This is a genomic window from Paraburkholderia sp. SIMBA_027, assembly GCF_046535315.1.
GTDB lineage: Bacteria > Pseudomonadota > Gammaproteobacteria > Burkholderiales > Burkholderiaceae > Paraburkholderia > Paraburkholderia tropica.
In genome coordinates this window covers 130255-143882 of sequence record NZ_JAWRWY010000010.1, presented here as the reverse complement: position 1 = coordinate 143882, position 13628 = coordinate 130255, and the positions used below count along the sequence as shown (strand labels likewise).

Here is a 13628-nt window from a genome sequence, read left to right as displayed (position 1 = left end):
ATACTACCTCGCCATTTACGCTGACGTCATCTTTCGTGCAAGCGTGCGCACGCCGGGAGGATGCGTCCCGGCGCGCCGGCGACTTACTTCGTGGTGTACCCGCCGTTGATCAGGATAGTCTGGCCAGTGATCCACCAGCCATCGCTCACAAGATGACGAATGAACGGCACGACGTCCTGAATATCCGTCAAGCCCGTCTTCGAGAACTTCGACAGTGCCGCGGCCGTTTTGTGATAAGCAACGGCGTCCGCGCCTTCAGCCGGATAGAAGAACGGCGTGTCCATCGGGCCAGGCCCGACCGCTGTCACCGAAATTCCACGCGCGCCAAACTCCTGCGCGGCCGCGCGCGTGAAATGCTCGACCGGCGCCTTCGTGCCCGCGTAAGCAGCGTAAAACGGTGTGAATGCGCCCAGCAGCGATGTCACGAGCGTGACGATTTTCCCGTTGTCATTCACGTGGCGGCCTGCTTCGCGCAAGAAGAAAAATGCGGATTTCGAATTGACCGCCGACATCTCGTCGTATTCCGCCTCGCTGATCTCCGTGAAAGGCTTTTTCAGCACCTTCCCCACGGTGTTGATCGCAATGTCCGGACGCCCAACCGCGGCAATCGCATCCGCAAACAGTGTCTCCACCGCTGCGGCACTCGTCAGGTCCGCCTGCAGTGCAATGGCCGCGGCGCCGGCTTGCTTGACGGCGGCAACCGTTTCCTCCGCAGCTTGCTTCGTGCTCGCGCTGTTGTAATGAATGACGACTGCCTTCGCACCGTGACTGGCGAGGTCCCGCGCGATGAGGCCACCGAGGTTCTTCGCCCCCCCTGCAATCAGCACCGTTTTACCGTGGATTTCATGGTTTGCCATTCTGCCGCTCCGATCTGCGTGACCGCCCGATGCAGTCACTCTATAGCGAATGGTATAGTTCGATTTATGGTCTATAAAGCCTGTATTTCTGGATGCATCAGTCAGAAATCGCGACCAATTATTGGCGTCGAATTTCCCCTATCGAATGCGCTCTGGCTAATCGGCGAACATGGACCGAATCGATCTGTTTCGTGTTTTCACCCGCGTCGTGGAATGCGCGAACTTCACGCGCGCCGCGGATACGCTCGGCATGCCTCGCTCGTCCGTATCGGCCGCCATTCAGGAACTGGAAAACCGCGTCGGTACGCGTTTGCTGAACCGCACCACACGCAAGGTCACCACAACCCAGGACGGCGCGGCCTTCTACGAACGCTGCCAGCGACTGATCGCCGATGTAGAGGAAACGGAACATCTGTTCCGTTCGGCGGACTTCGCCTCCGCCGGTACCTTACGTGTCGATATGCCCGGGCGCATTGGTCGCTTGATCGTTGCGCCGGCGCTTCCTGCGTTTCTCGATGCGTATCCGCAAATCGACATTGAAATTGGCGCGACGGATCGAACCGTCGATTTGATCGAAGAAAGAGTCGACTGCGCACTGCGCGTGGGCATGCTTCACGAATCCGAGCTCATTGCGCGTCCGATCGGCGCGCTCACGCTCATCAACGTCGCCAGCCCTGCCTATCTTGCCCGCCACGGCGTACCGCGCGCCCCCGACGACCTCGTCGACCACATACCGATCGGTTACGCCTCTCCAACCAGCGGCCGGCTCGCGCCGTGGGAATGGGTTGAGGGCGACACGGCGAGGACGCTCGCGATCAAGGGGCGCGTCACCGTCAACAGTGCGGAGGCGTATATCGCGTGTTGCCTGTCGGGCCTCGGGCTCATACAGATCCCCGCTTACGACGTCGAGACCCATCTCCAGGCCGGAGAACTGGTTGAGGTTCTGCCGGAATATCGTGCTGCGCCCATGCCGGTCACGCTGCTTTATCCGCATCGGCAACACCTCTCCCGGCGCCTTCAGGTATTCGCCGACTGGCTTGTCGAACTCGTGAGGAAACGGTGCTGCGAACGACAGGAGACGTTTGACTCGCCATAAACGAGCACGATTTTCCGAACAGGCTTTTCCAACGGTTTATGGCGGCAGATATCGTTTTGCCAACTGATACGGTGGCTAATATTTCTGAGCGAGCAAGCAGGAAGCTTCAATCGGTGTCTCTGCGCTAACGTAAAATATCGCTTCCCGAACATGAGAGCAGCAAACGCCGAAATGCTTAGTGAAACCGAACTGCGCGAGCACTATGCGAACCTTCAGCAGCGAGCGCTGCGCGTATGGTCGCAAAGTCAGTTGCGTATTGATTTGCTCGCAGCCGAAGGACAGACGCCGACGCAGCAATTCCCCGACGAGAATCCGCAAGCGATAAAGGCCGCGACAGATGCCGCGATGATGGCCGCATCGAGCTATCACCGCAGCCTGCCATTCCTTGAAACCGCCAGCTCGCTGATGGAGAGCCTGGCAAAACCCTCGGCATCCGCTGACGATGAAGAGTGGCGCGAGCAGTTGTTGTTCAGGCTCGCCGAAGTGCTGGAGATCGCCGCAGACCTAATCGCGGAGGGCGAAGCTAACCTCGTCCACAGCGAGCAATGATGTCTTGATCGACCGCTTAAGAAAAACGGCGGCTTGTGGATCAGCTACGAGTCGCCTATTTCGCGTTGCTGTGCGCGGTACCGGGCCGTGACTTCAATACTGCTCAACGCGGAGCAGGCGACCCGATTGCGGACACACGGTAGCGGGTGAGCCGTTGTACCAGACCTGCTCTTTCTCGACTTGCAGCGAAGTCGAGGGAGCAATATCGAAAGCGACCTTTAGCGCGCTTCCAATATCGGCGTCTTCTATCGGCAGTTCCCACGTCAGGAAAACCTGGGTGAAGTCCTCGCCCGATGCAAATTCGGCTGCGGAAAAATTGCTGCTGCCGCGCCGAATGACGCCGTGGGGTTGGACCGGATCGAAAATCACGGCTGTTCCCCGCTCGATGGGAAAGCGTTGGCCCGTCAAGGGAAAATGCAAATCCAGCCCCTTATCTTCACTCAGGAAGAGATTGCAGAAAGCGGTATCGCCATATTGCTCGCCATCGTGGTGATACCGCGCGCCACGACAGGCCATCAGCGCCATGTCGCAATCTGCAATCCCCGCAGGCAGTCCCAGGGCCACGGCCCAACCGGACATCGCCTCCACGCAGCGCCTGTAGTCCGGCCAGCGCATTTGCGTGCGCGCCAGAGGCATTGCCTCGACATCCCCGGGTTCCAGAGCGAGCCGCAACGCTGTCTCTCTTTGCCAATCGGCAAGCACGGCCGCAGAAGGCGCCGGCAGATCGAGCGTACCGGATAAAACGATGTCACTTACGCGACGACTGCGGATGGCGTCGCCGCTCCGGAAAAAGGAAGTCAGGATATTTCGCATGCGATTCTGTCGACAGGAACTCGTCCATACATTGTAACGATTCATGCCGGCCATCCCGGCAGAGCCGGGACGAGCCGTCCGCGGAATTAACACACTCATCAAAAAGCGTACGTCCCCAATTTCCCCGACGATCATCACATAGAAAAGTTAGAGGAACGCTTCCGATGCGAACGCCGTCGTCCCGCAACCGTCGATAACAGGAACAGCCGACATGAGGCATCCGATATTAAATAGGTTGCGACCACAACGGAAATCGGTGGACCAACATTGCTTCATGGCGCATCGCTACCGTGAACGGATTCATTCAACTCCATCGCACACAGAAGCGTCGAACCGTCAGCACTTCCAACGAGCAGATGCATACCCCAACCCTCTCCGTTCGAATTCGTCCAATCTCACGCCACCTTTAAGCTTCCTTTAAGTAGGCGCCACTACATTACGCGTCGATCTCTTTCTCCTCAGCAACACTCCCTGGCCATGATCTCCAAAAAATATCGGCGCAACAGCGTTGCGATCTGTCTCGTCCTCGCGCTCGGCGGCGCGTACGCCATTCTTCATCGACCTGCCGATGCGGTCGTCAATGAAGTGCAAGCGTCGACGTCCGCATCGGGCGGCGGCGGGACCGCGAAAACCAGCGCCTCCAGCCCGGCTGCCCCGGATTTTTCTGGCATTGTTGCGCGCTACGGCCCGGCGGTGGTGCATATCGGAGTCAAGGAAGCTGCTTCGATCGATGAGAACGGCCAGAGCACAAGCGGCGGTGAAGCACTCGGCTCCGGCTTCATTATTAGTCAGGATGGCTACATACTTACCAACAACCATGTCGTCGACGGCGCGAGCAGCGTCAGCGTCAAGCTGACCGACGGCCGTGAATTCCACGCGCGCGTCATCGGCAAGGACAAAACCACGGACGTGGCCGTTGTCAAAATCGACGCGTCGAATCTGCCAACGGTGAGGATCGGAAATCCGGACAACAGCAAGGTCGGCGAATGGGTCGTCGCGATCGGCTCGCCGTACGGCTTTGACAGCACGGTGACGTCTGGCATCATCAGCGCGAAGTCACGCTCGTTCTCCGACGACAGCCCAATCCCGTTCATACAGACCGACGTGCCCGTCAATCCCGGCAACTCGGGCGGCCCGTTATTCAATCTGAACGGCGAAGTCATCGGCATCAACTCGATGATCTATTCGCGCACAGGTGGCTTCCAGGGCCTGTCGTTTGCAATTCCGATCGATGCCGCCATGCACGTGAAGGATCAACTCGTCAGCACCGGCCACGTCACGCGCGGCCGCATCGGAGTGGGCGTGCAACCGCTTGGCGCGGATAAGGCAAAAGCGCTTGGCCTCGACTCGAACAGCGGCGCGTTCGTAGGCTCTGTCGATCCCGACGGCCCCGCTCAAGCGGCCGGCCTGCGTGCAGGCGACGTGATCATCAGCGTCAACGGCAAGCACATTGGCAGCCCGACGGAATTGATCGGCCAGATCGCCCAGCTTTCGCCGGGGAGCGACGCGAGCGTCGGCGTGTGGCGCTCCGGTGCCGAGCGCAAGCTGCCGATGGTCATCGGCGCGCAGCAATCGCCGGAACGCGCGGAAACTGCACCGCGCCAGCAACGCCAGCAGCAGAGCGGCCCGCGTCTGGGCGTCGCCGTCAGACCGCTGAGCGACGACGAGCAGCAGCAAGCGCAGTTGCCGGGCGGATTGATGGTGCAGCAGGCGACCGGGCCGGCCGCGGCAGCGGGCATTCGAACTGGCGACATCATCGTCGCGGTGGATGGCGAACTGATCCGGAGTGTCGAGCAACTGCGCGACATGATCGCTCAGGCCAACGACAGCGTTTCGATTACGGTGGTGCGCGATGGCGAACAGGCATCGGTCGAGGTGCCGCTGAGCTGATTGACAGAGCGCGGCGGCTCGCGTCCGGTGGGTATCGGGCGCCGGCGCCCGCTGCGCACGGCGTTGCGTGACTCCGAAAATAGGCACTCCGACGCGAGCGCAGCCTTGGCGGCTCCGCTCGCTTTCTGTCGATCGTTGCGCGCCAGGCCCACCGTTTCTCGCCACAGAACGCACGGAGCCGCACACGAACAGAACCTACCTGGGCATCGGCGACTGCATCAGCGATGCAACGGGCCTGGAGGAGAGACCTGCACGATGCGAACCTCTGCGGACCGTCTGATAGACGAACAGTCTCTGCTGGAAATGCGGGTTGAAAGTGTCGCGAGACACTCGACTTCATGCGCGGTGCTGTGCGTGGGTAAGCCACTGCACAGAATTGACATAGCTCAGAGCAGACCGGAGATACCCAATAAATGAGAAACGGTCTCATCTATTGTGAGTCATCGACATCTTCGGAAAAGCAGACTCGCATGACGCCAGACATCACAAGATTTTATGCTGCGGAAAACGGCATACCGTTCGCGGATCGCCCGGCCATCATGCCCTGGCGCGCACAGAACAGCGTCCCGGCGCAGGAAATTGCCGCGCAATGGCAAACGCTCTGCAACCGTCGCCTGCCCTCAAACAAGCGCCTCGTCTATCTCCACATTCCATTTTGCGCGACACGCTGCAGGTTTTGCGGCTTTTACCAGAATCGTCTGGAAGATGACGTCATGGAGAAATACTGCGATTACCTGATCCGCGAAATTGAACTGGAATCCGCTTGCGCGCTTCATCGCGACGCGCCGGTTCACGCCGTGTACCTGGGTGGCGGGACACCCTCGGCGCTGGGTGCAGCACAACTACATCGGCTGATCAGTGTCGTACGGCGCTGCTTGCCGCTGGCGCCGGACTGCGAGATCACCATTGAAGGGCGCGTCCTCAATTTTGACGACGATCGTGTCGATGCATGCCTCGACGCGGGCGCAAACCGCTTTTCGATCGGCATTCAAACGTTCGACACCCTCATACGACGTCGTTTAGGACGTCGAGCCACCCGCGAGGAAGCGCTCGCGTTCCTGCGCAAGCTGACGAGACGCGACAGCGCAGCCGTTGTCTGTGATCTGATCTTCGGATTGCCCGGCCAAACTCACGAATCGTGGTTCGACGATCTGAAGTTGGTTCGCGATCTTGGGCTTGACGGCGTGGATCTCTATTCGCTGAATCTGCTGCCTTCGACTGCGCTGGCCAAAGCCGTCGTCGATCAGCGCATCACGTTGCCGGATCTCGCCGCGCGCCGAGACTTCTATGTCGAGGGCGCACGACTGCTTGGCGAAAATGGTTGGCATCAACTCAGCAATAGCCATTGGGCGCGAACCACGCGTGAGCGCAACATCTACAACCTGTTGATCAAGCAAGGCGCGGATTGTCTTGCATTCGGCAGCGGTGCGGGCGGCAATCTCGATGGTGATTCGTACAGGATTGCGCCAGACCTCACCACTTATTTTGCGCAGTTGGACGATGGACGAAAACCCATCATGGCGATGACCCGCGCAAATGGCGAACAACGCTGGCGTCTCGATCTTCAGGGCGGCATCGAAGCGGGGCGCTACGACCTGAGCCGTATTGTCGAAAACCCAGTCGTGCTCGCTCCCCTGCTACAGCAATGGCAACGGTGCGGCCTCGTGAACTGCGAAGATTCGCGCTTTACCCTGACGCCCGAAGGCCGCTTCTGGGGCAACAATCTGCTGCAGGCGCTACAGACTCTGCTTCCTCAACTGACCACGCTCCATGGCGACTTCGCAAATGCATAGCACCCAGGCACTGATCGACTTTCTCGCAACCGGGCCGGATGGCACTGTCGAAGACATCGCCCGTACGTATTCTGTCTCGCCGTTGCAGATCATTCGGCGACTTCCGCACACTCACGTTCTGGATGGCGGACTTTTTGAAACGGTCTGGTCGGACGTTTGCGATTGGGGCGAGGTCACCACGCTCATCCATCACGACGACCTGATCCTCGAATTTCAAGGGACGTTACCGCGCGGCCAACATGCACACGGTTTCTTCAATCTTCAGGGCGACCAGGGCTTGAAAGGCCACATCCGCTCCGATCGCTGCGAACACATCGCGTTCGTTGAACGTCGTTTCATGGGCGTCGACACCGCGTCCATCTGGTTCATCAATGCCGATGGGCGCGCGATGCTCAAGATATTCGTCGGGCGCGACAGCAACAGACAATTGCATGAAACCCAGCTTCTCGCCTTCCGCGCATTATCTCGCGCACTCGAAAGGCGTGCTGCGCTTTAAATCGCGCTCAACGGAAAGTCGCACGCCTTCAAGACCGCGCACAATACGCCGTGCGACTCACATCATCTCGGGGACGCGTACATCGGAACCGTCGCTAAATCGCCCCAAGCGAAATGGCGAGATATCGAACTGCGGCCGCTCGCCCATCACCATTTGACTCACGAGCATGCCCGCCCCCGGTCCCAATGCAAAGCCGTGGCCGCTGAACCCGGAGGCGATCGTGAGGCCGGGCTTCGCATCGACGGGCGAGATAACAGGAACCAGGTCTGGCGTGGTGTCGATCGCGCCAGCCCACGCGTGCGCGATCCGCAGCCCCGCGAGTTCTGGAAAGACACTCGCCACGTTGCGCAAAGCGCGCTCGAGCCACTCGGTATCGGGCCGTGGATCGAGCACGCGATGCCGCTCGAAGGGCGTAACGTCACGGTCGCCCCAACTGGCGCGCGCTTCCGGACCGTCGAAGAAACTCGACCCGACGCGGATCTTCAGTTTCTTCTTCAATTTGCTGCGGAACATGGTGCGAAACTGGATCGAATGCCGCAGGTTTTGCGGCGCCAGTTCTACGCGGCCATATCCAGGAACCGCGATGGTATAGCCACCGTCGAGCCGACGCCGCAGCGCGAAATTCGGCCCCGAGAAACAACCGTCGATCACACCCGGCGCCTCGGCGGTACGCAACGCCGTGCCGATCACGTTGATGGCCGGAAGCGCGATGCCCTGCCGCTGACAAAACAGCGCACTCCATGCGCCACCCGCAAGCACGACGTTATCGACAGCGATACGGCCTCGCTCCGTCCAGACACCGGAAACGCGACCCGCGCTTTCGTCGAGTGCGCGGACCGCGCAATTCTGATAAATCCTGGCGCCCAGCTTTTGCGCGCCTCTGGCAATCGCAGGCGCGGCTTTCGACGGTTCGGCGCGACCATCGGACGGCGACCACAAACCTCCCGCCCATTTCCCCTTGCCGGATGGAATGCGCGAAGCCAGTTCACGCGCAGACAGAATGTCGCTGCTGAACCCTAAGGCCCTCGCCCCCGCCAGCCACTTCTCCCACTGCGCAACATCCGCCTGGCTCTCCGTGCTGTACAAAATGCCGGACTTGCGAAAGCCGATATCGTCGCCCAACTCCTCGTTCAATTCGCCCCAACGCCGCAGGCTTTGCATGGCAAGCGGCAATTCATGGAGATCGCGATTCTGCTGACGTACCCAACCCCAGTTGCGCCCCGACTGTTCGCCCGCGATCACGCCTTTTTCCAGCAAGACGACCGATACGCCGCGCCGCGCGAGTTCATAGGCCGTGCTGACGCCGACGATGCCGCCCCCTATCACCGCCACATCGCAGCGATCGGGAAAGCCTTCGCTATTTATGACTTCATCGATCTTAAGCATGTCTCTCGTCTGTTCAATGAAACCGTCATGTCGACGCTACTGAGTGGCCTCAACAGCAGGGCCTGCAGTGGCATCGATACTCAAGCGATCATGTGCCACTTCTTCAGCAGCGCGTCGAGTGTGCCGTCGGCCTTCATCTTCGTGAGCGCGTCGTTGATCTTTGCGAGCAGTGCGTCGTTGCCTTTCTTCACCGCGACTGCAATGTCGAATTTCTTCATCGGCACATAGGCGTCGTCGACGCGCGTGCCAGCCATTGAACCCATCGCTTCCTGCGCCTTGAGCAGCGGGTAATCGTTGAAACCGGCAACAATGCGGCCAAGCGCGACATCGCGCGTCATGTCGGCGGGACTGTCGTACATCTTCACTTCCTTGAAGATGCCGAGTTTGGTCAACTGGTCGCCATAGTCGGTCGCGGTCAGCGCGCCGATCGACATGCCCTTGAAGTCCTGCGCCGAACGATAGTTGGTCTTGTCCGACGCCTTCACGATAACGCCTTCGCCGAATGCGGTGACCGGCTGCGAAAACGATACGACTTCGGCCCGTTTCTCGGTCGGCGTCATGCCGGCAACGATCAGGTCGATCTTGCCCGACACCACCGAAGGAATCAGGGCCGAAAACGGCACCGCCTGATAATCGACATCGAAGCCTTCGCGCTTCGCGATCTCACGCACGACGTCGGGCATCAAGCCCTCGATCTGTTGCGTCTTGATGTCGAGGAACGTAGTCGGGGCGCTCGAGGGCGGCGAGCCGGCCCGCAGCGTGGCGGCGTCGGCCTGTGCAACATGCCCCCACACCGACAGCGACAGCGTGACGCCCGAGACAACGGCAAAGCGCTTCAAAGCGGCACCGAACGTAGCGCGAGACAGGTTGAATGCGATGTACGACATGGCGTCCTTTCCTTTAGGGGTTTCTGGAACAACAATCGGCCAGGTACGGGAGTCGTTTCAGCCACCCGTGCGGCGATGTCTGCACGCCGCGATCGCCGCGCAGTATCGACCCGTCGACAAATGAAAATTAGCTCACTGGATTTCAGTATAGTGAACACAGAATCTTTGACCAGTGATCAAAAATAAATTTGCGGGGTCGCAATGAACTGCCCGATTCGATGCACCGACAGCGCGCGAAAAGAAGAGAAGGGGGTTGCCGCCCGGGGTGGCTCACCATCCCCATCATTATATTGAATCGACGGATCGATCCATTCCCGATGGACGTTCGGTCAGCCGGTGTGAAGTTTCGTGAGAAGAACGTCCTATCCTCCGCCCGAGTCGTGTGGAAGATTGCACGTTCCACCCGAGTTCACGTCGCAACGCCCGTCGCCGCCTATGCTCAGTTCAGCCCGCACCGGTACTCTCCACTACCGCCCTTTCATGATGGGCGACGTCGAAGCGGCAGCCCGGCTTTCAGCCGCTGTCGGCTGGGCGCACCGGCAAGAGGATTGGCGTTTCGCCGCTGCGGCCGGGAATGGCTACGTCGCGTGTTCAGAAGACGCGATCATCGGCACGGCCTTCTGCTGGACATTCGGCGACGATCGCGCCACGCTCGGCATGCTGATCGTCGCTCCGGAACGGCAAGGCTGCGGCATCGGGCGGCGTCTGCTGGAGCATGTCGCGAACGTAGCAGGGAACCGCATGACGTTTCTCTACGCCACCGCAGCAGGTAAGCCCCTGTATGAAAGCGTCGGCTTCCGGGCTTGTGGCACGCTGACTCAGTACCGCGGGATTCCCGCGCATATTCCGGAGAAACACGCACTCGAACAGGAGACCCTGCGGGAGCTCGCGGATGAAGACATGCCTGCGGTCATTCAGATGGCGTCGCGTGCTTGCGGACTGGACCGGCGTGACATATTGCTGTCGCTGCGAGCCCTGGCACGCGGCGTGGTGATCGAGCGCGAGGGGGAAATTGTCGGGTTTTCGCTGATCAGACCGTTTGGATTGGGCTATGCGATCGGTCCGGTGATCGCCGCTCCGTCGCATGACGATGCGCGGGCGAAGCGGCTGATCGGTCATTGGCTGGCGCAGCATGCAGGCGACGTTGTGCGGGTCGACGCACCGGAAACAGCGAACCTGGGTCCGTGGCTTCGCCATCTGGGTCTGACGCCCGCAAGCCATGTGGTGCGAATGGTCCGCAACATCGCCGAGAATGCTCAGTTCGGCGAACTCGACAATAACTGGCGCTATTACGCGGTGATCAACCAGGCGCTGGGATAACAGCCCAAACGACGCAGACCGCGTCAACGTCCACGCGTTCCGCGTGAAGACGAACCAGCGCCCGTGCGAGCACCTTGTTCGTCGGCCCCCAAAGATCGGTTCATGGGGCCGCCGACGCTGCCGTAGCGCTACACGCGGTGAACCGCGCGGGCCCGCTGCTCGGCAAGCGGGTTCTCGTCACGGGATCGGGTCCGATTGGCGCGTTGATCGTCGCGGCCGCGCGACGCGCCGGCGCTGCGGAAATCGTCGTCACGGACATGAACTCGCTCCCGCTGGAATGCGCGAGCCGCGTGGGCGCCGACGCCACCGTGAATATCGCGCAGACGCCGGACGCGCTCGATCGCTATGCAATCGGCAAAGGCTGGTTCGATGTGCTGTTCGAGGCCAGCGGGAATGCTGCGGCGCTATGCGGCGCATTCAACGTGCTCAAGCCGCGCGCCATCGTCGTTCAGGTTGGTCTTGGCGGTGAGATGACCTTGCCGATCAACGTAATCGTCGCCAAGGAGTTCGATCTGCGTGGCGCATTTCGCTTCCACGAAGAATTCGCCACCGCCGTCGAATTGCTGAACAAACGCCTTATCGACTTCAGGCCGCTGATTTCGGACATCTTTCCGTATCAGGAATCGCTCAGCGCCTTCCAGACCGCAGGCAATCGCTCGACCTCGATGAAGGTCGTCATGATATTCGACTGATCGCTTGACCCGTGCGTTTCCCTCGTTCATCGCGCGATGGGGAACGCACCTCCGACTCCTCCAGCCGTGCCCTTCCTGCCCGCAACAGTCCTCGCAGAAACGTGCTCATAAAAAACGCCGGCATCGTTCAATGCCGGCGTTCAGATCGTCGGAAGAGACGGCTTTAATTGTTGCTGCGGCTTTCGAGCGCGTCGACAAACTCACGGCTCCAGCGTCCCTCGCGCATCGCGCGCATCGTTTCCGCTTCGGCCTTCACGACGGCCCTCGCCTTCTCGATCACGGACTCCGCGTCGGCCTGGGGAATGGCAAGCAAGCCATCCTGATCGCCGACCACGATGTCGCCCGGATGCACCACCATGCCGTCGACGCACACCGGCACGTTGATCTCACCCGGGCCATCCTTGTAGGGACCACGATGCGTTACACCCCGCGCATAAAGCGGGAAATCACGCTCGCGGATTTCGGCGACATCGCGGATCGCACCGTCGACCACGAGTCCGGCCAGGCCCGCTGACGCCGCGTAGAACGACAGGATGCCCCCCACCACGGCGTTGTTCAGATCGCCACCGGCGTCGACCACGAGCACATCTCCCGGACGGCAAAAATCGAGCGCTCGCAGATACGCCAGATTGTCGCCGCCGCGCGAGCGCACCGTCACCGCGGTGCCCGCCATGGTCAGCTTGCCCAGCCGATGATACGGCCGGAGCCTTGACGTTCCCGTGTTGCGATGCATACTGTCGCTCAGTGTCGAAACCGGAAGTTCACGCAAAGCCGCAATAGTTGCAGGCGTCGCCTGTGGCGCCGAGGGAATCTTGTTGATTGCCTTGTACATAGTAGAGATCCAACCCCATGTGTTGAAGCAGCGGGAAGCACGCATACGGGACGCGTGCGAGCTGATTCACACGTTATAGGCGAGGCCGCGATAACACCAAGATTGATTCGTTCTCCCGCGATAACAAAGACTTATTGATCGACATCCCCGTGTCAGCGCTTCAGCGCGCCGCGTCGAGCGCGAAGCGACCTCTCCCCCGCCAGACTCGCCTCACGCCTGCCCGTCCGGATCGAGCACGAAGCAATACCCTTCGCCGCGCACCGTCCGTATCCAGCGCGGCCGCGTGGGGTCGGCCTCCAGCAGCGTGCGAAGCCGCGCCACGGCCACCGTCATGCTGCTGTCGCGAATGCAGCCGCGCGTGAGCGTGACGAGGCGGCTGCGCGAAAGCGTTTCCATCGGCCGCTGCGCGAACACCGCGAGCAGCGCGAACTGGCTGTCCGTCATGCTTTGCGGCTCGCCGTCGCGCAGCAAGGTACGCGACGCGAACACGAGCCGGAATGGGCCAAAGCAGCAATCGCGCAAGCCGCGCACATCGTTCCACGTAACGGCCGCCTCCGGCACCGCGACCTGCGCGCGAGCCGACGTGCGGCGCAACACGGCGCGAATGCGCGCCAGCAGTTCGGACGGCACGAAGGGTTTGGCGAGGTAATCGTCGGCGCCGAGTTCGAGACCGATCACGCGATCGATCGCATCGGCGAGCGACGAGAACAGGATGACCGGCGTGGCGTCGCCGTGTCCGCGCAACGCCTTGAGCGACGCAAAGCCATCGACGTCAGGAAAGCTGCGCTCCATCAGCACGAGATCGGGCGACGCGGCGCGCACGTCGTGCGGCAACTGCGTCGGCGTCGACAACAGCGACACCTCGAAACCTGCCTCGACGAGAAAATGCGAGAGCAGTTCACACAGCGCGCGGTCAGGATCGACCACGAGAATACGGGCGGACACGGGCTTCATGTCGGCGCGCATCTTCGCCTTCGCCTTCGCACCGACCTCGCTTGTCATACCGCCATACACGTC

At 60.8% G+C, this 13628-nt stretch carries 13 protein-coding genes; 7 read left to right on the top strand and 6 right to left on the bottom strand.

Going from position 1 to position 13628, the window contains the following annotated elements:
- Positions 1–83: 83 nt before the first annotated feature.
- Positions 84–857, bottom strand: coding sequence for an SDR family oxidoreductase (locus SB764_RS19965; RefSeq protein ID WP_183040461.1), 774 nt, complete (start codon positions 855–857; stop codon positions 84–86).
- A 169-nt stretch (positions 858–1026) separates the two neighbouring features.
- On the opposite strand from SB764_RS19965, the gene SB764_RS19960 reads away from it, so the two are divergent.
- Entirely contained in the window at positions 1027–1953 is a 927-nt protein-coding gene (locus tag SB764_RS19960; RefSeq protein ID WP_410864509.1) for a LysR family transcriptional regulator, read from the top strand.
- A 150-nt stretch (positions 1954–2103) separates the two neighbouring features.
- The gene (locus tag SB764_RS19955) at positions 2104–2502 is read left to right on the top strand and encodes a hypothetical protein (RefSeq protein WP_124261318.1); all 399 of its coding nucleotides are present in this window, start codon (positions 2104–2106) and stop codon (positions 2500–2502) included.
- Between the two features lie 93 nt (positions 2503–2595).
- Here the strand turns inward: SB764_RS19955 and SB764_RS19950 are convergent, their stop codons facing one another.
- Positions 2596–3360 carry a hypothetical protein gene (locus SB764_RS19950; RefSeq protein ID WP_065059160.1) on the bottom strand — a complete coding sequence of 255 codons (765 nt, stop codon included), beginning with the start codon at positions 3358–3360 and terminating at the stop codon, positions 2596–2598.
- A gap of 432 nt (positions 3361–3792) precedes the next feature.
- Here SB764_RS19950 and SB764_RS19945 point away from each other — a divergent pair, with 432 nt between their 5' ends.
- The 3 genes from SB764_RS19945 to hutX all read left to right on the top strand — a co-directional run bounded on the left by SB764_RS19945 (position 3793) and on the right by hutX (position 7494).
- Entirely contained in the window at positions 3793–5205 is a 1413-nt protein-coding gene (locus tag SB764_RS19945) for a Do family serine endopeptidase (protein WP_110326291.1), read from the top strand.
- Positions 5206–5675: 470 nt separating this feature from the next.
- A complete protein-coding gene (hutW, locus tag SB764_RS19940) occupies positions 5676–6998 on the top strand; it encodes a heme anaerobic degradation radical SAM methyltransferase ChuW/HutW (RefSeq protein ID WP_065059081.1) in 1323 nt (440 codons plus the stop codon).
- On the top strand, positions 6991–7494 hold the full coding sequence (gene hutX, locus SB764_RS19935) for a heme utilization cystosolic carrier protein HutX (RefSeq protein ID WP_183715467.1): 504 nt from the start codon (positions 6991–6993) through the stop codon (positions 7492–7494). The genes hutW and hutX overlap by 8 nt, the downstream gene beginning before the upstream one ends.
- 57 nt (positions 7495–7551) lie before the next feature.
- Here hutX and SB764_RS19930 read toward each other — a convergent pair whose 3' ends face one another.
- Positions 7552–8880, bottom strand: a complete 1329-nt coding sequence (locus SB764_RS19930; protein ID WP_321866457.1) for an FAD-binding oxidoreductase — start codon at positions 8878–8880, stop codon at positions 7552–7554.
- Between the two features lie 80 nt (positions 8881–8960).
- Entirely contained in the window at positions 8961–9767 is an 807-nt protein-coding gene (locus tag SB764_RS19925) for a substrate-binding periplasmic protein (protein ID WP_080180464.1), read from the bottom strand.
- Positions 9768–10247: 480 nt separating this feature from the next.
- Here SB764_RS19925 and SB764_RS19920 point away from each other — a divergent pair, with 480 nt between their 5' ends.
- Together SB764_RS19920 and SB764_RS19915 are read left to right on the top strand one after the other, a co-directional pair.
- Positions 10248–11087: a GNAT family N-acetyltransferase gene (locus tag SB764_RS19920; protein ID WP_410864505.1), complete on the top strand. Its 840-nt coding sequence runs from the start codon at positions 10248–10250 to the stop codon at positions 11085–11087.
- Positions 11088–11224: 137 nt separating this feature from the next.
- The gene (locus SB764_RS19915) at positions 11225–11779 is read left to right on the top strand and encodes a zinc-binding dehydrogenase (RefSeq protein WP_410864503.1); all 555 of its coding nucleotides are present in this window, start codon (positions 11225–11227) and stop codon (positions 11777–11779) included.
- A gap of 163 nt (positions 11780–11942) precedes the next feature.
- On the opposite strand, the gene SB764_RS19910 is transcribed toward SB764_RS19915, so the two are convergent.
- Positions 11943–12611, bottom strand: a complete 669-nt coding sequence (locus SB764_RS19910; RefSeq protein ID WP_410864501.1) for an RraA family protein — start codon at positions 12609–12611, stop codon at positions 11943–11945.
- A 210-nt stretch (positions 12612–12821) separates the two neighbouring features.
- A complete protein-coding gene (locus tag SB764_RS19905; protein WP_410864499.1) occupies positions 12822–13613 on the bottom strand; it encodes a response regulator in 792 nt (263 codons plus the stop codon).
- Positions 13614–13628: the final 15 nt, after the last annotated feature.